Source organism: Pseudomonas sp. GW823-FHT02E01 (assembly GCF_058797535.1).
Genome location: NZ_JBXAJS010000008.1, coordinates 273,625 through 297,025 on the forward strand (window position 1 = coordinate 273,625; position 23,401 = coordinate 297,025).

The following is a 23,401-nucleotide window of genomic DNA, read 5'->3' on the forward strand; positions in this document are numbered from 1 at the left end:
ACGCGGGAAAGTACCGATTCAAATGTAGGAGTTATCCATTTTTTCGCTAGGCTATTGAACAAAACGTGACTATTGACAAGGCTACAGGCCAGCAACGACGGCACCTACGATCGTAGCGATTCACAGAACCGCTCAGCCAGAGGACAATGGCGCAAAAGCCCCACTCCAAGGAGCCCCAGAATGTCTGTTCCAAAAACGATGTTTCAACTCAGCGGCCGCGGTTATGCAGCGGCCAATCTGAGCCATGCCACCCTGGTCATCATCGATGCCCAGAAAGAATACCTCAGCGGTCCCCTGGCCCTGAGCGGCATGGATGAAGCTGTCGCGAACATCAAGCAATTGCTCGCCGCTGCCCGCGCCGCCGGCCGGCCGATCGTGCATGTCCGCCACCTCGGCACCCTCGGAGGGCTGTTCAACCCACAGGGCGTAGGTGGTGAGTTCATTCCGGGCCTGGAGCCACAGAGCGATGAAACCGTCATCGGCAAATTGTTGCCAAGCGCTTTTCACGGCACCGAACTGGCACAACGCCTGGAAGACCTCGGCGCCCTTGACCTGATCGTCTGCGGCTTCATGAGCCACTCTAGCGTCAGCACCACGGTGCGTGCCGCCAAGAACCTGGGCTTCCGCTGCACCCTGGTGGAAGACGCCTGCGCCACCCGCGACCTGCCTTACAAGGGCGGCGTACTCAGTGCCGCACACGTCCATCAGACGGAAATGGCGATCATGGGCGACAACTTCGCCACCCTCGCGCTGACCCGTGAACTGATCTGATCGACGCTCAATGAGCGGCCTGGAACGCCGCTCATCCGCAAAAGCCTCCCATTTGCCGTAATTGTCTTAGCCTCAGGAACATCCCGGTCAACTCCCGGTCGAAGGGCCGATACCCATTGAGGAAGGTCGGAATGAAGTTATCCGATGGTTTTGACGCTCGCCGCTTGCGGCCCAAAGGCCAAAGCAACTGGCGTTTTCGAATCGGCGCGACGTTCGCGGCGTTGCTGGCGATGTGCGGCGTGTTGCTCGCCATGGCCGGTGCCGCCAGCCTGCTCGGCCACGCACCCGCCCTGGGTGAATTGAACACAAGCCGCACCGGTGCTGCCGTGATCCTGGCCATCGGCCTGTTCGTGCTGTACCTCGGTGTTTGGCTATGGCGCCGTTGCCGTCGTCGCTCGCGGCAGTCGCGGGAGCTGGCCATGTCCCCGCACCTGATGAAAAAACACGACTGAGCCTGGCATCGCGCGCGTTTTTGTCGCGCCCGATTCGCTTCGAGTTGGGTAAACTGGCCGCCCTTCGCGGAGGCTGACATGCAAGACGACGATTTTTCCCTGTTCAAAAGCGCGATCCAAGGCGTCAAGCCGATCAAGCACGATCGCGCCGAAACCGGCAAACCCAAGGCTGACCGCGCGCAGATTGCCAAGCTGCGTCAAGCGGCCACCGTGCGCACCGAATCCACCACCGTCGACGGGCTGTCCGATCAGTTCGTCATCGACGTCGGCCCTGAAGACGAGCTGATGTGGGCCCGCGATGGCGTGCAGGAAAGCCAGATGCGCAAGCTCAAGGTCGGGCAGATTCCTTTCGAAGGCAGCCTCGACCTGCACGGCATGAGCGTGGAAAAGGCCCGGGAAACCCTCTGGGCATTTTTGGCTGAAGCCACCAAATTCGAAATCCGCTGCGTGCGCGTCACCCATGGCAAGGCTGTTCGCCTGGACGGCAAGCGGCCGATGATCAAAAGCCACGTCAACACCTGGCTGCGCCAGCATCCACAGGTACTCGGCTTCACCTCGTGCCAGGCGAAACATGGTGGTGCCGGCGCGGTTTATGTGATGCTCAAACGCACCATGATGGAAGGTCGTGACGAGTAAAGCTGACGCGTCACGCTTGCAGCGTCGTGTCCGTCACCGTACCCTTGCCCTTTGCGTAAAATCCCACAGGTAGTTTCATGTCCCTGGAACAGAATTACACGGCGATCCTCGGCCAGCTCGGCGAGGACGTTTCCCGCGAAGGCCTGCTCGACACGCCAAAACGTGCCGCCAAAGCCATGCAGTACCTCTGCCGCGGCTATGAACAGACACTGGAAGAGGTCACCAACGGTGCCCTGTTCAGCTCCGACAACAGCGAAATGGTGCTGGTCAAGGACATCGAGTTGTACTCGTTGTGCGAACACCACCTGCTGCCGTTCATCGGCAAGGCTCACGTCGCCTACATCCCGAGCGGCAAGGTCCTGGGCCTGTCGAAAGTCGCGCGGATCGTCGACATGTACGCCCGCCGCCTGCAGATCCAGGAAAACCTCAGCCGCCAGATCGCCGATGCGGTCCAGCAGGTTACCGGCGCCCTGGGCGTTGCAGTGGTGATCGAGGCCAAGCACATGTGCATGATGATGCGCGGTGTGGAAAAGCAGAATTCGACGATGATCACCTCGGTGATGCTCGGTGAGTTCCGTGAAAACGCCGCCACCCGCAGCGAATTCCTCAGCCTCATCAAGTAATTTGCGGTACGAAGAAAACCGGCGTTCATCGCCGGTTTTTTTTCGCCCGCAAAAAATCAGGTAAGCTGCGCGCCCTTATTCGTTTGCACCGTGAGGCTTTCAACGTGTTCGTAAAAGCGCTTCGTGTCGGCCTTGGCCAACTGATCATCTTCATCGACTTCATCACCCGCCCAGGCAAGAAGCAGCGCCCGGCGGAAGTTCAGGCGCAGGTCAATTCGGCTGCCAAGGGCCTGACGCTGTATCAATTCCACGCCTGCCCGTTCTGCGTGAAGACTCGCCGTACCCTGCGCCGCCTGAATGTGCCGGTGGCCCTTCGCGACGCGAAGAACAACGAACAGGATCGCCAGACCTTGCTGGAGCAAGGCGGCAAGATCAAGGTGCCGTGCCTGCGCATTGAAGAGAATGGCCAGACCACCTGGATGTACGAGTCCAAGGTGATCATTGATTATCTGGACAAGCGTTTTGCGGCAGCCTGAAAAATTTGGGCGGGGCTGATGCCCCCATCGCGAGCAAGCTCGCTCCCACAGTGGACTTGTGGTGTACACAAAACCTGTGGGAGCGAGCTTGCTCGCGATGAGGCCGGCACAGGCACCATAAATTTCAGACAAAAATAAACCGGCCCATTGGCCGGTTTATTTGTTTCTAGGCTGCTTTTGCGGCCTGGGCAGCACGCACCACCGCCGCCAACCGCTTGAGCCCCTCATCCAGCCGCGCCGGATCAATGTGGCTGAAGTTCAATCGCAGATACCCCGGATGGTTGTCCGGCTCGGGGAAGAATGGCTCCCCCGGCATGAACGCCACGTCGTTGGCCAGCGCGGCATTCAGCAAGGTGCGGGTGTCTTGCGGCTGCTTGAGTTTCAACCAGAAGAACAGCCCGCCCTGCGGCACGTTCCAGTCCGCCAGATCGGAGAAGTGCGTTTCCAGCGCAGCCTGAAACGCATCCCGACGCCCCCGATAAAAATCGCGCAACTCACTACGGTGTTGCTGATATTTCTCGGTGCCGATCCATTGCAGCGCCTGCCACTGGCCGACCCGATTGGTGTGCAAATCCGCCGATTGCTTGAGTTTCAACAGATGTGGAAACAGGTCCGGGCTGGCGATCAAGTAGCCGACACGCAAACCCGGCAACAGGGTTTTCGACACGGTCCCGGTATAGATCCAGCTGGCCTTCTTCAAGCGACTGACAATCGGCGTGGCGCTGCCACCGTCGAAGGTCAGCTCGCGGTAAGGCTCGTCCTCAATCAGCGTCACGCCAAACTCATCGAGCAATGCCGCCACCGCGTTGCGTTTGGCTTCGCTGTAACGCACCGCCGATGGATTCTGGAAGGTCGGGATCAGGTAGATGAAAGCCGGGCGGTGTTGTTCCAGGCGAGCGCGTAGCGCCGTCAAGTTCGGTCCGTCAGCCTCCAGCGGCACGGTCAGGCAGTCGGCGCCGAACAGCTGGAAAATCTGCAATGCCGCCAGATAAGTCGGCGCTTCGAGCAGGATTTCGGTGCCCTTGTCGATGTACAGCTTGGCGGCCAGGTCGAGGGTCTGCTGTGAGCCGCTGACCACCAATACCTGACTTGCCTCACATGGCACTCCCAACGCTCGCGCCTCGGCGGCCAGCGCTTCGCGCAGCGCCGGTTCGCCCTCGCTCATGCCGTATTGGCCCATGGAAACCGGCATCTCGGCCCACTCGACCTTCGGCAACATGGTTTCGGCCGGCAAGCCGCCGGCAAACGACATCACCTGCGGACGTTGGGCCGCAGCGAGGATTTCACGGATCAAGGAACTTTTAAGGCGTGAGACACGTTCGGAAAAAGCCATGGGGATCACCGGTAGCGAGGCATGTGAAAAATGAGTCAAACTTGTTGACCGAAATTACGCCTCCCCGAACGGATACGTCAACATGCTTGACCTTAAAAACCCGCTTTCCCAGCAGCAAGCCATGGAAGCGTTTTTCTTCGGCTACCAGGCCTTCACCGCCAAGGCCGATGAAATGCTCGAACGTCGCGGCCTGAGTCGGGTGCATCAGCGCATCGTGTTTTTCATCGCCCGCTATCCGAACCTGAGTGTCAAGGAACTGTTGGCTTTACTCGGTGTGAGCAAGCAGGCGCTGAACATGCCGTTGCGTCAGTTGGTCGAGATGCATCTGGTGGACAGCGTCGCGTCCGAGACTGACAAGCGTAAGCGTCTGCTGGAACTGACCGATGACGGCGCTCGTTTCGAACAGTCGTTGCGCCGTGAGCAGGTGAAATTGCTGGAGCGGGTGTTTGCCGAGGCTGGGGAGACGGCGGTGAATGGCTGGCTGGCGGTGAATCTGGCGCTTGGGGAGAATCAACAAAAAACCTGAGCCCGAAAGTCCTTCGCGAGCAGGCTCGCTCCTACAGGGGTATGCGATCAACTGTGGGAGCGAGCTTGCCCGCGATGGCATCGGAACAGGCGATATATCCCTATTGCCAAACTTTTCGTCTACAAAATCAAAAACATTATTTGCATTCTTTGTATACAAAAGCATAATCCACTTCGTGCGAGTTCCTGACCAAGAGGTCAACAAATTCGCAAGTACCTCAAAGGGCCGCTGCCACCCCTCTCGGATCCGGCCCTGGAAATAACAATAAAACTCTTGAGGAGTACTCGCTGTGGAAAGCCGCAAATCCGAAGCATCGACGCTGGAAATCTCGCCGCCATTACGCAATGGCTTGCTGGAACGTCTGTTCAAACTCAGCTTGCACGGCACCACGGTGAAGACCGAGCTGATTGCCGGTCTGACAACCTTCATCACCATGGCTTACATCATTTTCGTCAACCCCAACATCATGGCCGACGCCGGGATCGATCACGGGGCGGCGTTCGTCGCCACCTGTATCGCCGCGGCACTCGGTTGCCTGTTGATGGGCCTGTACGCCAACTGGCCGGTCGGCCTGGCACCAGGCATGGGGCTGAACGCCTTCTTCACCTACACCGTGGTTGGCACCATGGGCTACAACTGGGAAACCGCCCTCGGCGCGGTGTTTGTGTCCGGTGTGTTGTTCATGATCCTGACCTTCTCGCGGATCCGCGAATGGCTGCTCAACAGCATCCCGGTCAGCCTGCGCTTCGCCATGGGCGCCGGCGTGGGTCTGTTCCTGGGGCTGATCGGCCTGAAAACCGCAGGTATCGTCGTCGATAGCCCGGCGACCCTGATCAAGCTCGGCTCCCTGCGCGAACCCGGTCCGCTGCTCGCCGCCGTGTGCTTCCTGATGATCGCCATCCTCAGCTATCACAAGGTGTTCGGCGCGATCCTCATCAGCATCATCACCGTGACCCTCGCCGGTTGGGGCCTTGGGCTGGTGCACTACGAGGGCATCATGTCCGCCCCACCGAGCCTGGCTCCGACCTGGATGGCCATGAACGTTGTAGGTGTATTCAACATCAGCATGGTCAGCGTGGTCCTGGCCTTCCTCTTCGTGCACATGTTCGACACCGCAGGCACCCTGATGGGCGTTGCCCAGCGCGCCAACCTGGTGGGCGCTGATGGCAGGATCGAAAACCTCTCCCGCGCCATGAAAGCCGATAGTGCTTCCAGCGTATTCGGTGCGGTAGTCGGCGTTCCGCCGGTCACCAGCTACGTGGAAAGTGCTGCCGGTGTTGCAGCGGGTGGTCGGACTGGTCTTACCGCAGTGACCGTAGGTGTGCTATTTATTGCAGCCATGTTCTTCGCACCGCTGGCCGGGATGATTCCTGCCTATGCAACCGCGGGCGCGCTGATTTATGTAGCGATGCTGATGATGGGCGGCATGGCCCACATCGAATGGGACGAAGCCACCGACAGCATTCCGGCGATTGTCACCGCCATCATGATGCCGCTGACTTTCTCGGTCGCCGACGGCATCGCACTGGGCTTCATCACCTACGTGGCGATGAAGGCCGGTACCGGCAAGTACAAGGAAATTTCGGTGAGCCTGTGGGTGCTCTGCGCGATCTTCATCGCCAAGTTCATCTTCTTGTAAACCACACGCGGTACACGCTTGAAAACAGCCTCACCCCGTCGGGTGGGGCTTTTGTACAAATGGAGGAAAGTGATGAGTCTGGAAACCTGGCTGCTGTTCAGCGGCGCTGCGCTGATAGTGATCCTGATCCCGGGGCCGCTGTCGTTGCTGATGATCAGCAACAGTCTGAATTACGGCCTGCGCCGCTCTTACCCGGCCTTTCTCGGCGGCGTGTCGGCATCGATCTGCCTGCTGAGTGCTTCGGCGCTGGGCCTGGGGGCGTTGTTGCTGGCGTCGGAACAGCTGTTCAGTGCCCTGAAGATTCTTGGCGCCCTCTACCTGTTCTACCTCGCCTGGCAGAGCTGGCAGCAATCGCGCCTGCCTTCCCATGGCGCTGAAGTGCCACAGGCCGCGCCGGTGCCACGCTTTCGCGCACTGTTCGGGCGTGCGTTCATGCTGGGCGCAAGCAACCCGAAAGATATCCTGTTTTTCGCCGCTTTCCTGCCGCAGTTCTTGAGTGCCGAACAGCCGTTCCTGCCACAACTGCTGGTGATGATCGTGACCTGGACCGTGCTCGACCTGCTGTGCAAATTGGCCTACGGCCTCGGCGCCCATGGTGCGGCACGCTATCTGCGCAGCGGCAACGGCCAGAGCTGGTTCAACCGGATCAGTGCGGGGCTGTTCAGTGGTGCGGGGGCTGCGTCTCTGCTCAGCCGCTAGGATCAAATGCTTCGCGAGCAAGCTCGCTCCCACAGGGGATTTGTGACCGCCGCAGATCCAATGTGGGAGCGAGCCTGCTCGCGGTGGCGTCAGACCAGGCGCAGCATTTATCAAGACGAAAAAAAGCCCGCAGTGTGAGCGGGCGAAAGACCAAAGAAGCTATATGCGCAGTCGCTTCCAGGGTGCAGCAGCTGCCTGGGGGATCAGCTGCCGCGATAGGTGGAGTAGCTGTAAGGCGAAATCAACAACGGCACATGGTAGTGATCCTGCTCGGCGGAGATGCCAAAACGCAGCACCACGACATCCAGGAATGCAGGCTCCGGCAGCTGAACGCCACGGGCGCGGTAGTAATCGCCGGCATGAAACTGAACCTGATAGACCCCGGTGCGGTAGTCATCGCCTTGCAGCAGCGGTGCATCGACACGGCCATCGCTGTTGGTTATCGCGCTGGCGACCAATTCCAGGTGCGATCCTTCAACGCGGTACAACTCGACCTTGATCGAGCTGCCCGGGCAACCGTGTGCTGCGTCCAAAACGTGTGTAGTCAAACGTCCCATTGATTCTGCGCGCCTGCCTGCGTGGAGCAGTCAGACTTCGCGCCTCCCGAAGTCAGTTGAAAAGGAGACCGCACCGATTCGGAGCACGAAAAGCTGCGGCGAGCGACTGATTAAGACATTTTTAAAAAAAATTGTACACAATAAAAACGACATTTTTCGTATGACGTCCGCCATCTGCATGTTTACCGCCGATTTCCCGCTAAACCGCACAGTCTATGAACCCTTCAATCAATAATTGACCAGTCAGGCAGATTTCTTGCAGGCTCACGCCAATAGCAGTAAAAGATGACAGTCGGTGAAAAATGCGAAAAATCAGGCTTACAAAGTGAATATAAAGTTGTATACAATCAGCCCATCGCTGTGACGCAAGCCCGCCATCCCATTTTCAGCTGCGTCACACCAACCGTCATCATCGAATAAGAAGGAAGCCTGCAGTGAGCGCTGACTACCCACGCGACCTGGTCGGTTACGGCAGTAACCCTCCTCACCCCCACTGGCCGGGCAATGCCCGTATTGCCCTGTCGTTCGTACTCAATTACGAAGAAGGCGGCGAGCGCAACATCCTGCACGGCGACAAAGAATCCGAAGCGTTCCTCTCGGAAATGGTTTCAGCCCAGCCGCTGCAAGGCGCACGCAACATGAGCATGGAATCCCTCTACGAGTTTGGCAGCCGTGCCGGCGTGTGGCGGATCCTGAAGCTGTTCAAGGAATTCGACATTCCACTGACCATCTTCGCCGTGGCCATGGCCGCCCAGCGTCACCCGGACGTGATCCGCGCCATGGTCGATGCCGGCCACGAGATCTGCAGCCATGGCTATCGCTGGATCGACTACCAGTACATGGACGAAGCCCAGGAACGCGAGCACATGCTCGAAGCGATCCGCATCCTTACCGAAATCACAGGCACTCGCCCGTTGGGCTGGTACACCGGCCGTACGGGTCCAAACACCCGTCGCCTGGTGATGGAAGAAGGTGGTTTCCTCTACGACTGCGACACCTACGACGACGACCTGCCCTACTGGGAACCGAACAACCCGACCGGCAAGCCGCACCTGGTGATCCCGTACACCCTGGACACCAACGACATGCGCTTCACCCAGGTCCAGGGTTTCAACAAGGGCGACGACTTCTTCGAATACCTGAAAGATGCGTTCGACGTGCTTTATGCCGAAGGCGCCGAAGCCCCGAAAATGCTGTCGATCGGCCTGCACTGCCGCTTGATCGGCCGTCCGGCGCGTCTAGCTTCGCTCAAGCGCTTTATCGAATACGCTAAAAGTCATGAACAGGTGTGGTTCAGCCGTCGCGTCGACATCGCGCGTCACTGGCAAGAAACCCACCCGTACCAAGGGGCCGCGAAATGAGCGCCTTTCAAACATTGAAACCATCGACATTGAGCCGAGACGCCTTCGTCAAAGCCTTCGCCGACATCTACGAACATTCGCCATGGGTGGCCGAAAAGGCCTTCGACCTGGGCCAGGACACTTCGATCGATGAGATCGAAACCCTGCACCAGCGCATGAGCGACATCCTGTTGAGCGCCGATCACACCAGTCAGCTGGCATTGATCAACGCTCACCCGGACCTGGCCGGCAAAGCCGCCGTCCAGGGCCAACTTACCGAAGCCAGCACCAATGAACAGGCTGGCGCCGGTATTCACCAATGCACGGCCGAAGAGTTTTCTCGCTTCACCGAGCTGAACGACGCCTACAAAGCCAAGTTCAAGTTTCCCTTCATCATGGCGGTAAAAGGCAGCAACCGGCATCAGATCCTCGCAGCGTTCGAAACGCGCATCCACAACCCGGTCGACACCGAGTTCAAGTGCGCGCTGGCGGAGATCAACAAGATCGCCCTGTTCCGATTACTGACCCTATAGCAAGCCTGGCCCCAGCGGATTCAAGAACGCCGAAACCGCCCGGGGGCCTGGCAAGTATCCCAAGCCACTTATTTAAAGGCAGACAAGAAGAATGAAAGCTTACGCCGTACCTTTCGAGAAGTTCGTCAACCTGGCCGATGCCCGCCTGGGCACCAAAATCATCTCGGTCACCGATGACTGGTTCGCAGACGCCAACCGTCTGTTCCAACCGACCCCGGCCGTATGGAAGGAGGGCGTGTTCGATGACAACGGCAAGTGGATGGACGGCTGGGAATCGCGCCGCAAGCGCTTCGAAGGCTTCGACAGCGCAGTGATCCGCCTGGGCGTACCGGGTTCGATCAAGGGCGTCGACATCGACACTTCATTCTTCACCGGCAACTTCCCGCCATCGGCGTCCCTGGAAGCCTGCTTCCTGACCGAAGGCGAGCCGAACGAAAACACCCAGTGGGTTGAAGTGCTGTCGGCCGTCGAGCTGCAAGGCAACAGCCACCACTACCACGAAATCAACAACGACCAGGCCTTCAGCCACCTGCGCTTCAACATCTACCCGGATGGCGGCGTGGCCCGTCTGCGCGTGTACGGCGTGCCGTTCCGTGACTGGTCGGCTACCGGCGACAACGAGCAAGTCGACCTGGCCGCGGCCCTTAACGGTGGTCGCGCCCTCGCCTGCTCCGATGAACACTTCGGTCGCATGAGCAACATCCTCAACCCGGGCCGTGGCATCAACATGGGCGATGGCTGGGAAACCGCGCGTCGTCGTACCCCGGGCAATGACTGGGTCATCGTCGCGCTGGGTCATGCCGGCGAAGTCGAAAAAGTCATCGTCGACACCCTGCACTTCAAGGGCAACTACCCGGACAGCTGCTCGATCCAGGGCGCGTTCGTGAAGGGTGGTACCGACAGCCAGATCGAAACCCAGTCGCTGTTCTGGCGCGAACTGCTGCCAAGCCAGAAGCTGGAAATGCACGCCGAGCACACCTTCGCCGAGCAGATCAAGGCACTGGGCCCGATCACCCACATCCGCCTGAACGTGTTCCCGGATGGTGGTGTGAGCCGCCTGCGTGTACTGGGCAAGGTCGCTAAATAAGCGGTGGGACCAATCGCGAGCAAGCTCGCTCCCACAGGTTTTGTGAACGCCACAGTCCACTGTGGGAGCGAGCTTGCTCGCGATGGCGATAGAACTAACAACACAGAATTCGGATAAGAACAGCATGCGCACACTGACGATTGAACCGCTGACCAAAGAAGCCTTCGCCCCTTTCGGTGACGTGATCGAAACCGACGGCAGCGATCACTTCATGATCAACAACGGTTCGACCATGCGCTTCCATAAACTGGCTGTGGTCGAAACCGCCACGCCAGAGGACAACGCGATCATCAGCATCTTCCGCGCCGATGCGCAGGACATGCCGCTGACCGTCAGCATGCTGGAGCGCCATCCGCTGGGCAGCCAGGCTTTCATTCCGCTGCTCGGCAACCCCTTTCTGATCGTGGTCGCGCCACTTGGCGATGAACCTGTATCAGGCTTGGTCCGCGCCTTCGTCACCAACGGCAGGCAGGGCATTAATTACCATCGCGGCGTCTGGCACCACCCGGTGCTGACGATCGAAAAGCGGGATGACTTCCTGGTGGTTGATCGCAGTGGCACAGGCAATAACTGCGATGAGCATTTTTTCAAAGAGGATGAGCGTTTGATCCTCGCCCCCCACCAATAAGAGAAGGTCTGATCACTCGACAACAGAGTGACAGGCGAGAGGTAAAGACTGTGGAAGCACATCTGTTGGAATGGCTGAACCTGAGCGTGCGCTGGGTTCACATGATTACTGGCGTGGCCTGGATCGGTGCGTCGTTCTACTTCGTCTGGCTGGAAAACAACCTCAATCGGGTCAATCCGAAAAGCGGTCTGGCCGGTGATTTGTGGGCGATCCACGGCGGCGGTATCTATCACCTGGAAAAATACAAACTGGCTCCACCGACCATGCCGGACAACCTGCACTGGTTCAAATGGGAAGCCTACTTCACCTGGATGTCGGGTATCGCGCTGCTGTGCGTGGTGTTCTACTCCAACCCGACGCTCTACCTGCTGGCTCCGGGCAGCACCCTGAGCGGTCCTGAAGGCGTGGCCATCGGCCTCGGCTCGCTGTTCATCGGTTGGTTCATCTACTCCTTCCTGTGCGACTCGGCCCTGGGCAAACGCCCTGCCCTGTTGGGTTTCATCCTGTTCGTCCTGATCATCGGCGCTGCCTACGGCTTCAGCAAAGTGTTCAGCGGTCGGGGTGCGTACCTGCACGTCGGCGCGATCATCGGCACCATCATGGTCGGCAACGTGTTCCGCATCATCATGCCGGCACAGCGCGCACTGGTTGCGGCGATTGCCGAGAACCGCACGCCGGATCCGGCTCTGCCGGCCAAAGGCCTGTTGCGTTCGCGTCACAACAACTACTTCACCTTGCCGGTGCTGTTCATCATGATCAGCAACCACTTCCCGAGCACCTACGGCAGCCAGTACAACTGGTTGATCCTGGCCGGGATCGCGGTACTGGCGGTGTTGGTGCGTCACTACTTCAACACCCGTCACGACAGCCACAAGTTTGCCTGGACCCTGCCAGTGGCAGCGGTGGGCATGATCTGCCTGGCTTATGTGTCCGGTCCGAAGCCGATGTCCAGCGCCCCAGAAGTGGCCAACGCTCCAGCGAAAATCGAATACCAGCCGCTGCCGGAAACCGCAGTGGGCGGTGGTTTGAAACCTGCTGAAGCCAAACCTGCACAAGCACCTGCTGCCGCTCCGGCTCAGGCATCCAATGCCGGCCCGGGTTTCGACAAGGTGCACAGCGTGATTCAGGAACGTTGCACGGTCTGCCACTCGGCCAAACCAACCAGCCCGTTGTTCAGCGCGGCCCCGGCCGGGGTGATGCTGGACACTCCCGAGCAAATCCGCCAGAACGCACCGCGGATTCAGGCGCAAGCCGTCACCAGCCAGATCATGCCACTGGGCAACATCACGCAGATGACTCAGCAGGAACGTGACCTGATCGGTGCCTGGATTGTGCAGGGAGCCCAGACCAATTAATCGCTAAAGCATCGCGGGCAAGCTCGCTCCCACAGGTTTTGCATGGCCTGCGTGGGAGCTGGCTTGCCTGCGATTGGCCGCAACGCGGTCCACCAGATTCGAATACAGCTGCCAGCAGCACTGCAGCTGTAAATCACAAGAATAAAAAGATCCGAGGTGTTGCATGTCCGAGCTATCCGAAGCGCGCATCCCCGACGCACCCGCCATTCAGCGTTTGCCCCTCTTGCAACTGATCCTGGTCGGTTTGCAACATGTTCTGCTGATGTACGGTGGTGCCATCGCGGTACCGCTGATCATCGGACAGGCCGCTGGCCTGAGTCGTGAAGAAATCGCCTTCCTGATCAACGCCGACCTGCTGGTGGCGGGTATCGCCACCATCGTCCAGTCCCTCGGCATCGGCCCCATGGGCATTCGCATGCCGGTGATGATGGGCGCCAGTTTCGCCGCCGTCGGCAGCATGGTCGCCATGGCCGGCATGCCCGGTATCGGCCTGCAAGGGATCTTCGGCGCGACCATCGCCGCCGGGTTCTTCGGCATGATCATCGCCCCGTTCATGTCCAAAGTCGTACGCTTCTTCCCGCCGCTGGTGACCGGCACAGTCATCACCTCGATCGGTTTGTCGCTGTTCCCCGTGGCTGTGAACTGGGCCGGCGGCGGTGCCAGCGCCACTCAATTCGGTTCACCGATTTACCTGACCATCGCCGCACTGGTACTGGGCACCATCTTGCTGGTGCATCGCTTCATGCGCGGTTTCTGGGTCAATATTTCCGTGCTGATCGGCATGTGCCTGGGCTATGTGCTCTGCGGCCTGCTCGGCATGGTCGACCTCAGTGGCATGGCTCAGGCTCCATGGCTGCAATTCGTCACTCCGCTGCACTTCGGCATGCCCAAATTCGAACTCGCGCCGATCCTGTCGATGTGTCTGGTGGTAGTGATCATCTTCGTCGAGTCCACCGGGATGTTCCTGGCGCTGGGCAAGATCACCGGCCAGGAAGTCTGTCCACGGATGCTGCGTCGAGGCTTGTTGTGCGATGCCGGCGCTTCGTTCTTCGCCGGCTTCTTCAACACCTTCACCCACTCCTCCTTCGCCCAGAATATCGGCCTGGTACAGATGACCGGCGTGCGTTGCCGTTCGGTGACCATCGTTGCCGGCGGGTTGCTGATCGTCTTGAGCCTGCTGCCCAAAGCCGCGTTTTTGGTGGCGTCGATTCCTCCAGCAGTACTGGGCGGCGCAGCGATTGCGATGTTCGGCATGGTCGCCGCCACCGGAATCAAGATTCTCCAGGAGGCCGACATCGGTGACCGTCGCAACCAGTTGCTGGTGGCGGTGAGCATCGGCATGGGTCTGATCCCGGTTGTACGCCCGGAGTTTTTCGCCCACCTGCCCGTGTGGATGAGCCCGATCACCCACAGCGGCATCGCCATGGCCACCCTCAGCGCGCTGACGCTGAACCTGCTGTTCAACATCCTTGGTGGCGCCGAACGCGCGGCCATCAACGACTGCCACGCCCACTAACAGGTAAAGACACGACCCCTGTAGGAGCGAGCTCGCTCGCGATGGACCCGAGAGCATCACGGGTATTCAGACAACACGCGTAATCGTTGACGACCATCGCGAGCAAGCTCGCTCCTACAGGGTTTGGGGTTGCCTGCGCCTCACAAAAATAAAAACAAGAGGGAGCAACAGATGATTCGGACACAAACCAACCTGCTGTTGGGTGCTGGCCTGCTGGCCGCGAGTCAGGCCATGGCCGGCGATCTGCTGCTGTGGCAGACCAACAGCCTGAGCTATCTGTATGGCAAGAACTTCGCGATCAACCCGGCGATCCAGCAGACGATAACCTTCGAACACGCCGACCGCTGGAAGTACGGCGACAACTTCATGTTTATCGACAGCACCTACTACAACGGCGAGAAAGACCGAAACAAAGGCGTTCATGCCTATTACGGCGAGTTCAGCCCACGCCTCTCCTTCGGCAAGATCCTCGACCGCCGTTTCGAATTCGGCCCGATCAAGGACGTGCTGCTGGCCATGACCTACGAGAACGGCGAAGACGACACCGAGGCCTACCTGATCGGTCCCGGTTTCGACCTGGCGGTACCGGGTTTCAACTTTTTTACCCTGAACTTCTATTACCGCCAGACCGAAGGCTCGCGCCCTGGCGATGATGTCTGGCAAATCAGCCCGGCCTGGTCCTACACCCTGCCACTGGGCAACTCGAACCTGTTGATCGACGGCTACATCGACTGGGTGGTGGATAACGACCAGAACTCCCGCGGCACCTATCACGCCAACCTGCACTTCAACCCGCAGATCAAATACGACCTGGGCAAAGCCCTGGGCTGGCGCGAGAAACAGGTGTATGTCGGCACCGAATACAGCTACTGGAAAGACAAATACGGCGTCCAGGACAGCTCCCGTTTCAACACCAATGAAAACACCGCCAGCCTGCTGGTAAAGGTGCACTTCTGATGCTGCTCCGCAACCGTGCCCAAAACCTGCCGTCGGTGCGCCGTTGCGGAGCACTTGAGACCTGGCCGAGGAGTCAGTATTCTCCGCGGCCGCCCGAATCCGGTTTAAAAAAAAGCCCGGATGTAAAACCTGACCAGAAAGCCAACTTATCCCGGCTCTGGCAGGCACCAAGGCACTCCAAAACCCCTCTCAATCGACCGCTCTTGAGCCGTCGAACGGGAGTTTTTTTGCTTTTTGAAAGCCTTGGCTCAGCTCTTGCTAACAGCATTAAAGCTGACCGAATGGATGATTTTTTACCGATACAGAAAAAGGCGCCACACCAGAGCGCCGACCTTAAAAAAATAACGTGGAACCACCTACTTTTTGGGAGCAACCGAATGAAACGTACGTGCACTAGCCTGATGCTGGCGGGATCGATGCTGGCCGGGGGCCAGGCCATGGCCGGCGATTTGCTGCAGTGGCAGAACAACAGCCTGACCTATCTGTATGGCAAGGACTTCCAGGTCAACCCGCGCATCCAGCAGACGGTGACCTTCGAACACGCCGATGCCTGGAAGTACGGCGACAACTTCTTCTTCATCGACAAAATCTTCTACAACGGCAAGGAAGACCATTTCGCGGGTGAAAACACTCACTACGGCGAATTCCAGCCACGCCTGTCGTTCGGCAAGATCTTTGACCAGAAGCTGGAGTTCGGCCCGATCAAGGACGTGCTGCTGGCCATGACGTATGAGTTCGGCGAAGACGACACCGAGTCGTACCTGGTCGGTCCTGGTTTCGACCTGGCCATTCCTGGTTTCGATTACTTCCAGTTGAACTTCTATAATCGTCACACCGAGGGTGGCCGTCCGGGTGACGATGTCTGGCAGATCACTCCGGTCTGGTCCTACACCATTCCGGTGGGTGGCTCGGACGTCCTGATCGACGGCTTCATGGACTGGGTGGTAGACAACGACGTCAACAGCAAAGGCGAGTACCACGCCAACCTGCACTTCAACCCGCAGGTCAAATACGACCTGGGCAAGGCGTTGAATCTGGGTGCCAAGCAGCTGTACGTCGGTGTCGAGTATGACTACTGGAAAAACAAATACGGTATCGAAGACAGCGAGGGCTTCAAGACCGATCAGAGCGTGACCAGCTTCCTGGTCAAGGTTCACTTCTGATCTGAACACCTCCTGTAGGAGCGAGCCCGCTCGCGATGGTCGTGAACGATAACGCTGGGGTCCTGATACCCCGCGGTGTCCTTTCGTCCATCGCGAGCGAGCTCGCTCCTACATCTCAAGCCGAAACCAAAGTCTCCCCTATTCCAAGAAACCGGCACAATTCCCCGCGCTTGGCCAACGCATCCCGCCGCCCCAGTTCAATCAACTCGCTGCAATACCCCGCCTCGAACAGCAGGTAACTCAAAACCCCCGCCCCGCTGGTCTTGGTCGCCCCCGGCCCGCGCAGAAACAGGCGCAATGCCGCCGGCAATTCCTGGCGATGACGCGCAGCAATCTCATCGATCGGCTGGCTCGGTGAAATCACCAACACGTCCACCGGCGCCACGCCCAAAGCGCGGGTGGGTGTACCGTCGGGCATCAGGTGACTGAACTGGTTCAGGCGCTGCAACAGCTCGATGTCGCTTTCCAGGCTGTCAATGAACGTACTGTTGAGCATGTGCCCGCCGATCTGCGCCAGGGACGGCTGCTGACCGGTGTAGCTACGCAACAAGGGTTGTCGCGGGTCAATCCCGCGGGGGTTGCCACTGACGCCCACCACCAGCACCCGACTGGCACCCAGATGCAACGCCGGACTGATCGGCGCCGACTGACGCACCGCGCCATCCCCGAAATACTCTTCGCCGATTTTCACCGGGGCGAACAGCAGCGGAATGGCCGAACTGGCGAGCAGGTGTTCAACGGATAAACGGGTGGGAACACCGATACGCCGATGGCGCAACCAGGCATCGATCTTGCCGCCGCCCTCATAGAAGGTGACGGCCTGGCCGGATTCATAGCCGAACGCGGTAACCGCCACCGCATGCAATTGCTTCTGTGCGATCGCTTCGGCGATGCCACCCATATGCAGCTTGTCGTTGAGCAAATCCCGCAACGGAGAACTGTTGAGCAGCGCCACCGGAACCTGGGCACCGATGCCGAGCAAACTGTGGCTGACAAAACGGCTGGCCTGGCGGATCACCCCGGGCCAGTCGCTGCGCAACACCAGATGACTGCGAAAGCCCTGCCAGAATGCCGTCAGGCGCTCGATGGCGTTACGAAAGTCCATCGCCCCGCTGGCGAGGCTGACGGCGTTGATCGCGCCCGCCGAGGTGCCGACGATCACCGGAAACGGATTGCGGGCCCCCGGCGGCAGCAATTCGGCAATCGCCGCCAGCACCCCGACCTGATAGGCCGCCCGAGCCCCGCCACCGGAAAGAATCAACCCTGTAACCGGTTCGCCTGGACTCATGCACAACTCTCCATGGTGCTTGATGGGATTTCGTTGTTTCAACCTGTTCCCTTGCTCGCGATGGTTGTGAAAACGCCGCGGGGGTCAGGTGTCCCGCGTTATCGTTGGCCACCATCGCGAGCGTGCTCGCTCCTACACGCGCTTGGCGTACAGCTTGGGCTCGCCCGGTGGACGGCTCTTGAAGCGGCGATGGGCCCACAGGTATTGCTCGGGATGCTCGCGCAGAACGCTTTCGATCCATTGGTTGATGCGCAGGCAGTCGGCCTCCTCGGTTTCGCCGGGGAAGCCTTCGAGCGGCGCATGGATCACCAGGCGATATCCGCTGCCGTCCGCCAGACGTTCCTGGGTGAACGGCACCACCAGCGCCTTGCCCAGTCGCGCAAACTTGCTCGTGGCGGTGACGGTCGCGGCCTGAATGCCGAACAGCGGCACGAAAATGCTTTGCTTGGCACCGTAGTCCTGATCCGGTGCGTACCAGATCGCCCGGCCCGAGCGCAGCAGTTTGAGCATGCCGCGCACGTCTTCGCGTTCCACCGCCAGCGAATCGAGGTTGTGCCGCTCGCGGCCCTGGCGCTGGATGTAGTCGAACAGCGGATTCTTGTGCTCGCGGTACATGCCGTCGATGGTGTGCTGTTGACCGAGCAACGCCGCGCCGATTTCCAGCGTCGTGAAGTGCAGGGCCATCAGGATCACGCCCTTGCCCTCACGCTGAGCCTGCTGCAAATGCTCCAGCCCTTCGATATGAGCAAGATTTGCCAGGCGCTTGCGCGACCACCACCAGCTCATCGCCATCTCAAAGAATGCGATTCCGGTGGAGGCGAAGTTTTCCTTGAGCAGGCGTTTGCGTTCGGCGGCGGTTTTTTCAGGAAAACACAGTTCCAGATTGCGCTTGGCAATGCGCCGTCTGTCGCCGGCTACCCGATACATCAATGCGCCCAGTGCGCGACCGATCCACAGCAGTGCCGGGTACGGCAGCTGGACGATCAGCCACAACAGCCCCAGGCCACACCACAGCGGCCAGAAACGTGGAGATAGAAATGCTTTTCGAAAACGCGGGCGGTCCATTAATGCTTCCGGAATGACAATGGCCGCGCATTCTACATCGTTCGACCCGGCTTGCGGCCCGCGGGCGTTCTCGTTATAAGTCTCGGCACTTTTAGTGACAAGTCGTTGTATGCCGACCATGAGCCAAACCGAACCGCTAGACCAAGATCCCGTGTTCCAGTTGAAGGGCAGCATGCTGGCCATTACGGTGCTGGAACTGGCCCGTAACGACCTCGAAAGCCTTGATCGGCAACTGGCCGCCAAGGTCGCCCAGGCGCCCAACTTCTTCAGCAACGCGCCACTGGTACTGGCCCTGGACAAACTCCCGGCCAACGGAGGCGCGGTCGATCTGCCAGGGCTGATGCGCGTCTGCCGCCAGCATGGCCTGCGTACCCTGGCGATCCGCGCCAGCCGCATCGAAGACATTGCCGCCGCCATCGCGGTCGACCTGCCGGTGCTACCACCGTCCGGTGCCCGGGAGCGTCCACTGGACCTGACCGAAGGCGAACCGAAGAAAAAACCGGAAAAACCGCCCGAGCCGACCATCAAGCCGACGAAAATCATCACCTCGCCGGTACGCGGTGGCCAGCAGATTTATGCCCAGGGCAGCGATCTGGTGGTGATCTCCTCGGTAAGCCCGGGGGCGGAACTTCTCGCCGATGGCAACATCCATGTATACGGCCCGATGCGTGGTCGCGTGTTGGCCGGCGTCAAGGGCGACACCAAGGCGCGGATTTTCTGTCAGCAAATGAGTGCTGAACTGATTTCCATCGCCGGGCATTACAAGGTTTCCGAAGATCTGCGCCGCGACCCTCTATGGGGTTCGGGTGTGCAGGTCAGCCTGTCCGGCGACGTGTTGAACATCATTCGGCTTTAACGGATACTGCCGCATTTTCCAAGCATCTCTAAAACGTAGCGAAAACGGCTCAAACGAAGTAGGAAAAAGGCCGAAAGCAGTGTTTACCGGGGGTAAACGCCGCTCAAAACCGGATTCCAGCCAAGGCTGTCCGACTGCAGTAGTTTTTCAGGAGATGTTTTTCAGGGACTGAAAAGTCCTTTTTCCTTAGGGGTGAAACACCTTGGCCAAGATTCTCGTGGTTACATCCGGCAAGGGTGGTGTGGGTAAGACCACCACCAGCGCCGCTATCGGTACCGGCCTCGCTCTGCGCGGCCACAAAACAGTGATCGTCGACTTCGACGTGGGCTTGCGCAACCTCGACCTGATCATGGGTTGCGAGCGCCGCGTGGTGTATGACTTCGTCAACGTGGTCAACGGCGAAGCCAACCTGCAACAGGCTCTGATCAAAGACAAGCGCCTGGAAAACCTCTACGTGCTGGCCGCCAGCCAGACCCGCGACAAAGACGCGCTGACCGTCGAAGGCGTGGAAAAAGTCCTGATGCAGCTCAAGGAAGACTTTGAGTTCGTGGTCTGCGACTCCCCGGCAGGCATCGAGAAAGGCGCCCACCTGGCCATGTACTTCGCCGATGAAGCGATCGTCGTGACCAACCCGGAAGTCTCCTCGGTACGTGACTCCGACCGCATGCTCGGCCTGCTGGCCAGCAAGTCCCGTCGTGCCGAACGCGGCGAAGACCCGATCAAGGAACACTTGCTGATTACCCGTTATCACCCGGAACGTGTGAGCAAAGGCGAAATGCTCGGCGTAGAAGACGTCAAGGACATCCTTTCGGTGACCCTGCTCGGCGTGATCCCTGAATCCCAGGCGGTGCTCAAGGCATCCAACCAGGGTGTTCCGGTGATTCTCGACGACCAGAGCGATGCCGGCCAGGCCTACAGCGATACCGTTGACCGCCTGCTGGGCAAGGTCGTGGATCATCGATTCCTTGATGTACAGAAGAAGGGATTCTTCGAGCGCCTGTTTGGAGGCAACTAAGCAATGAACCTTTTTGACTTCTTTCGTGCCAACAAAAAGCAAAGCACCGCGTCGGTAGCGAAAGAGCGTCTACAGATCATCGTGGCGCACGAACGCGGCCAACGCAGTACCCCGGACTACCTGCCAGCCTTGCAGAAGGAACTGGTGGAGGTGATCCGCAAGTACGTCAATATCGGGTCCGATGACGTGCATGTCGCACTGGAAAGCCAGGGCAGCTGCTCGATTCTGGAACTCAATATCACCCTGCCAGATCGCTGAGTCGATCCGGCTGGAGCCACGGCGGCTCAGGCCCCTTGCGCGACTGCAAGGGACCTGAGCCGCCGTTGGCGTTTGTTACGAGGCTGTTTTAATGCCGCTGTCCAACATCCACATCATCCATCAGGATGCCGCCGTACTGGTGGTGAACAAACCGACCCTGTTGCTCTCTGTCCCTGGCCGGGCCGACGACAACAAGGACTGCCTGATTACCCGCCTGCAGGAAAACGGCTACCCGGAAGCGCGAATTGTCCATCGCCTGGACTGGGAGACTTCCGGCATCATCCTGCTGGCCCGCGACCCGGACACCCATCGCGAACTGTCCCGACAATTTCACGACCGCGAAACCGAAAAGGCCTACACCGCCCTGTGCTGGGGTCAGCCGGAACTGGACAGCGGCAGCATCGACCTGCCCTTGCGCTACGACCCGCCGACCAAGCCGCGCCACGTGGTCGACCATGAATTCGGCAAACACGCACTGACCTTCTGGCGAGTGCTGGAGCGTTGCGGCGACTGGTGCCGCGTTGAGCTGACGCCGATCACCGGCCGCTCCCACCAGTTGCGCGTGCACATGCTCTCGATTGGTCATCCGCTGCTGGGTGACGGGCTCTATGCCCATGAGCAGGCGCTGGCGGCCTGGCCGCGCCTGTGTCTGCACGCGAGCATGCTCAGCTTCACCCATCCGCAAAGTGGCGAACGCCTGCGCTTCGAGTGCCCGGCACCGTTCTGAACGCAACGCACTCCCCCCTGTAGGAGCGAGCTTGCTCGCGATGGTCGTCAACGATAACGCGGGAAGCCTGGCGCCCCGCGGCGTTCTTGGGATCATCGCGAGCAAGCTCGCTCCTACAGGGGGGGGGCGCCACTCCACCCGCACGCCACCGCCAATTCCCTGACCAATACGTTAAACTGGCGCCACTGCTGTCTGGAGCTACTTTATGCGCGAAGAGTTGAACCAAGGCCTGATCGATTTCCTCAAGGCCTCCCCTACCCCGTTCCATGCCACCGCCAGCCTTGTTCAGCGCCTGGAAGCGGCGGGCTACCAACGCCTCGACGAGCGCGAGCCGTGGAATACCGAAGCCAACGGTCGCTACTACGTCACCCGCAACGACTCTTCGATTGTCGCGATCAAGATGGGCCGCCATTCACCGCTGCACGGCGGTATTCGCCTGGTCGGTGCCCACACCGACAGCCCGTGCCTGCGCGTCAAGCCGCAACCGGAACTGCAACGCCAGGGCTTCTGGCAACTGGGCGTTGAAGTCTATGGCGGCGCGCTGCTGGCGCCGTGGTTCGACCGCGACCTGTCCCTGGCGGGCCGCGTAACCTTCCGTCGTGATGGCAAGGTCGAGAGCCAGTTGATCGACTTCAAGGCACCGGTCGCGATCATTCCGAACCTGGCGATTCACCTCAACCGTGAAGCCAACATGGGTTGGGCAATCAACGCCCAGACCGAACTGCCGCCGATCCTCGCGCAATTTGCCGGTGACGAGCGCGTGGACTTCCGCGCGGTGCTCACCGACCAGCTCGCCCGCGAACACGGCCTGAATGCCGACGTGGTGCTCGATTACGAGTTGAGTTTCTACGACACCCAAAGCGCTGCGGTCATTGGCCTGCATGGCGACTTCATCGCCGGCGCGCGCCTGGACAACCTGCTGTCGTGCTACGCCGGCCTGCAAGCGCTGTTGACGGCCGACACCGACGAAACCTGCGTGCTGGTCTGCAACGACCACGAAGAAGTCGGTTCCTGCTCGGCCTGCGGTGCCGACGGCCCGATGCTTGAGCAGACCTTGCGTCGCTTGCTGCCTGAAGGTGATGAATTCGTACGCACCATTCAGAAATCCCTGCTGGTTTCGGCTGACAACGCCCACGGCGTGCATCCGAACTACGCCGACAAGCACGATGCCAACCACGGCCCGAAACTCAACGCCGGCCCGGTGATCAAGGTCAACAGCAATCAGCGCTACGCCACCAACAGCGAAACCGCCGGGTTCTTCCGTCACCTGTGCATGGCTGAAGAAGTGCCGGTGCAAAGCTTCGTAGTGCGCAGCGACATGGGCTGTGGTTCGACCATCGGCCCGATCACCGCCAGCCACCTGGGCGTGCGCACCGTGGATATCGGCTTGCCGACGTTCGCCATGCACTCGATCCGCGAACTGTGCGGCAGCCATGACCTGGCGCATCTGGTCAAGGTACTGAGCGCGTTCTACGCCTGCCGCGAGTTGCCGTAAACCCCGCAATACCCTGTAGGAGCGAGCTTGCTCGCGATGGACGTGAACGATTACGCGTGTTTTCTGGATAAACACGGCGCCTTGAAGTTCATCGCGAGCAAGCTCGCTCCTACAGACAACACGGTGCAAAAAAGCCGCCTAGACTTCCAGTATCCCTTCGACAAGGCCGTCTCCATGATTTCGATGTCTACCTTTCACGCCATGCTGATTCCGATTCTTGCCGGGATGCTCCTGCTGGCGGTCGGCTTCAACTTTCGCGACAAAAATGCCGGTGTGTTTACCATGTGGATCGGCATGCTGACCATTCTCGCGACCGTTGTTCTCAAGATCCTCGCCAAACTCAACGAATAATTCCTCGCCCTTGGCTCGCATTGATTTTGACGGGCTCGTACACTCGGTCGATCCG

The 23,401-nt window shown here is 59.6% G+C and carries 26 protein-coding genes; 22 read left to right on the plus strand and 4 right to left on the minus strand.

All coding sequences use genetic code 11. From position 1 onward, the window contains the following. Positions 1-180 precede the first annotated feature (180 nt). From AC1RDQ_RS20770 to AC1RDQ_RS20790, 5 genes are all read left to right on the plus strand, one after another. The gene (locus AC1RDQ_RS20770; RefSeq protein ID WP_056721821.1) at positions 181-771 is read left to right on the plus strand and encodes a cysteine hydrolase family protein; all 591 of its coding nucleotides are present in this window, start codon (positions 181-183) and stop codon (positions 769-771) included. A gap of 131 nt (positions 772-902) precedes the next feature. Continuing rightward, positions 903-1,223, plus strand: coding sequence for a hypothetical protein (locus AC1RDQ_RS20775; protein ID WP_008048404.1), 321 nt, complete (start codon positions 903-905; stop codon positions 1,221-1,223). A gap of 78 nt (positions 1,224-1,301) precedes the next feature. Further along, positions 1,302-1,859, plus strand: coding sequence for a Smr/MutS family protein (locus tag AC1RDQ_RS20780; protein WP_057715753.1), 558 nt, complete (start codon positions 1,302-1,304; stop codon positions 1,857-1,859). A gap of 77 nt (positions 1,860-1,936) precedes the next feature. Further along, positions 1,937-2,482: a GTP cyclohydrolase I FolE gene (gene folE, locus AC1RDQ_RS20785; protein WP_007988130.1), complete on the plus strand. Its 546-nt coding sequence runs from the start codon at positions 1,937-1,939 to the stop codon at positions 2,480-2,482. A gap of 104 nt (positions 2,483-2,586) precedes the next feature. Continuing rightward, positions 2,587-2,958, plus strand: a complete 372-nt coding sequence (locus AC1RDQ_RS20790; protein WP_046042961.1) for a glutathione S-transferase N-terminal domain-containing protein — start codon at positions 2,587-2,589, stop codon at positions 2,956-2,958. Positions 2,959-3,124: 166 nt separating this feature from the next. On the opposite strand, the gene AC1RDQ_RS20795 is transcribed toward AC1RDQ_RS20790, so the two are convergent. Further along, positions 3,125-4,291: an aminotransferase-like domain-containing protein gene (locus AC1RDQ_RS20795; RefSeq protein WP_407515249.1), complete on the minus strand. Its 1,167-nt coding sequence runs from the start codon at positions 4,289-4,291 to the stop codon at positions 3,125-3,127. 82 nt (positions 4,292-4,373) lie between these two features. Between AC1RDQ_RS20795 and AC1RDQ_RS20800 the strand changes: the two genes are divergently transcribed. The 3 genes from AC1RDQ_RS20800 to AC1RDQ_RS20810 all read left to right on the plus strand — a co-directional run bounded on the left by AC1RDQ_RS20800 (position 4,374) and on the right by AC1RDQ_RS20810 (position 7,155). Next, a complete protein-coding gene (locus tag AC1RDQ_RS20800) occupies positions 4,374-4,817 on the plus strand; it encodes a MarR family winged helix-turn-helix transcriptional regulator (protein ID WP_492587999.1) in 444 nt (147 codons plus the stop codon). A 289-nt stretch (positions 4,818-5,106) separates the two neighbouring features. Further along, positions 5,107-6,456 carry an NCS2 family permease gene (locus tag AC1RDQ_RS20805; protein WP_090453980.1) on the plus strand — a complete coding sequence of 450 codons (1,350 nt, stop codon included), beginning with the start codon at positions 5,107-5,109 and terminating at the stop codon, positions 6,454-6,456. 72 nt (positions 6,457-6,528) lie between these two features. Continuing rightward, on the plus strand, positions 6,529-7,155 hold the full coding sequence (locus tag AC1RDQ_RS20810; RefSeq protein WP_340314459.1) for a LysE family translocator: 627 nt from the start codon (positions 6,529-6,531) through the stop codon (positions 7,153-7,155). A gap of 203 nt (positions 7,156-7,358) precedes the next feature. Here AC1RDQ_RS20810 and uraH read toward each other — a convergent pair whose 3' ends face one another. Next, positions 7,359-7,712, minus strand: a complete 354-nt coding sequence (gene uraH / locus AC1RDQ_RS20815) for a hydroxyisourate hydrolase (RefSeq protein WP_003223171.1) — start codon at positions 7,710-7,712, stop codon at positions 7,359-7,361. A gap of 434 nt (positions 7,713-8,146) precedes the next feature. Between uraH and puuE the strand changes: the two genes are divergently transcribed. The 8 genes from puuE (at position 8,147) to AC1RDQ_RS20855 (ending at position 16,291) form a co-directional block, all read left to right on the plus strand. After that, positions 8,147-9,073, plus strand: a complete 927-nt coding sequence (gene puuE / locus AC1RDQ_RS20820) for an allantoinase PuuE (protein WP_492588000.1) — start codon at positions 8,147-8,149, stop codon at positions 9,071-9,073. Next, entirely contained in the window at positions 9,070-9,585 is a 516-nt protein-coding gene (gene uraD / locus AC1RDQ_RS20825) for a 2-oxo-4-hydroxy-4-carboxy-5-ureidoimidazoline decarboxylase (protein WP_218496855.1), read from the plus strand. Before puuE ends, uraD begins: the two co-directional genes overlap by 4 nt. Positions 9,586-9,676: 91 nt before the next feature. Continuing rightward, positions 9,677-10,672 carry an allantoicase gene (gene alc / locus AC1RDQ_RS20830; protein WP_057715760.1) on the plus strand — a complete coding sequence of 332 codons (996 nt, stop codon included), beginning with the start codon at positions 9,677-9,679 and terminating at the stop codon, positions 10,670-10,672. Between the two features lie 124 nt (positions 10,673-10,796). Then, entirely contained in the window at positions 10,797-11,300 is a 504-nt protein-coding gene (locus AC1RDQ_RS20835) for an ureidoglycolate lyase (RefSeq protein WP_085723223.1), read from the plus strand. Between the two features lie 50 nt (positions 11,301-11,350). After that, a complete protein-coding gene (locus AC1RDQ_RS20840; RefSeq protein ID WP_057715761.1) occupies positions 11,351-12,655 on the plus strand; it encodes a urate hydroxylase PuuD in 1,305 nt (434 codons plus the stop codon). A gap of 163 nt (positions 12,656-12,818) precedes the next feature. Further along, positions 12,819-14,171, plus strand: a complete 1,353-nt coding sequence (locus AC1RDQ_RS20845; RefSeq protein ID WP_090453974.1) for a nucleobase:cation symporter-2 family protein — start codon at positions 12,819-12,821, stop codon at positions 14,169-14,171. A gap of 171 nt (positions 14,172-14,342) precedes the next feature. Further along, a complete protein-coding gene (locus AC1RDQ_RS20850; RefSeq protein ID WP_218496859.1) occupies positions 14,343-15,128 on the plus strand; it encodes an outer membrane protein OmpK in 786 nt (261 codons plus the stop codon). A gap of 377 nt (positions 15,129-15,505) precedes the next feature. Further along, positions 15,506-16,291, plus strand: coding sequence for an outer membrane protein OmpK (locus tag AC1RDQ_RS20855; protein ID WP_057715764.1), 786 nt, complete (start codon positions 15,506-15,508; stop codon positions 16,289-16,291). A gap of 115 nt (positions 16,292-16,406) precedes the next feature. On the opposite strand, the gene AC1RDQ_RS20860 is transcribed toward AC1RDQ_RS20855, so the two are convergent. Together AC1RDQ_RS20860 and AC1RDQ_RS20865 are read right to left on the minus strand one after the other, a co-directional pair. Then, positions 16,407-17,579, minus strand: a complete 1,173-nt coding sequence (locus tag AC1RDQ_RS20860; protein ID WP_492588001.1) for a patatin-like phospholipase family protein — start codon at positions 17,577-17,579, stop codon at positions 16,407-16,409. 132 nt (positions 17,580-17,711) lie between these two features. Further along, positions 17,712-18,644 carry a lipid A biosynthesis lauroyl acyltransferase gene (locus AC1RDQ_RS20865; protein ID WP_090453969.1) on the minus strand — a complete coding sequence of 311 codons (933 nt, stop codon included), beginning with the start codon at positions 18,642-18,644 and terminating at the stop codon, positions 17,712-17,714. Positions 18,645-18,762: 118 nt separating this feature from the next. Between AC1RDQ_RS20865 and minC the strand changes: the two genes are divergently transcribed. The 6 genes from minC (at position 18,763) to AC1RDQ_RS20895 (ending at position 23,346) form a co-directional block, all read left to right on the plus strand. Beyond that, entirely contained in the window at positions 18,763-19,500 is a 738-nt protein-coding gene (gene minC / locus AC1RDQ_RS20870) for a septum site-determining protein MinC (protein ID WP_090457784.1), read from the plus strand. 202 nt (positions 19,501-19,702) lie between these two features. Continuing rightward, the gene (gene minD, locus AC1RDQ_RS20875; RefSeq protein ID WP_057715767.1) at positions 19,703-20,515 is read left to right on the plus strand and encodes a septum site-determining protein MinD; all 813 of its coding nucleotides are present in this window, start codon (positions 19,703-19,705) and stop codon (positions 20,513-20,515) included. 3 nt (positions 20,516-20,518) lie between these two features. After that, positions 20,519-20,773: a cell division topological specificity factor MinE gene (gene minE, locus AC1RDQ_RS20880; protein ID WP_007974947.1), complete on the plus strand. Its 255-nt coding sequence runs from the start codon at positions 20,519-20,521 to the stop codon at positions 20,771-20,773. A gap of 91 nt (positions 20,774-20,864) precedes the next feature. Further along, positions 20,865-21,500, plus strand: a complete 636-nt coding sequence (locus AC1RDQ_RS20885; protein WP_046037585.1) for an RluA family pseudouridine synthase — start codon at positions 20,865-20,867, stop codon at positions 21,498-21,500. A gap of 205 nt (positions 21,501-21,705) precedes the next feature. Next, on the plus strand, positions 21,706-22,995 hold the full coding sequence (locus AC1RDQ_RS20890; protein WP_007974949.1) for a M18 family aminopeptidase: 1,290 nt from the start codon (positions 21,706-21,708) through the stop codon (positions 22,993-22,995). Positions 22,996-23,022: 27 nt separating this feature from the next. Next, on the plus strand, positions 23,023-23,346 hold the full coding sequence (locus tag AC1RDQ_RS20895) for a hypothetical protein (RefSeq protein ID WP_492588010.1): 324 nt from the start codon (positions 23,023-23,025) through the stop codon (positions 23,344-23,346). Positions 23,347-23,401 lie beyond the last annotated feature (55 nt).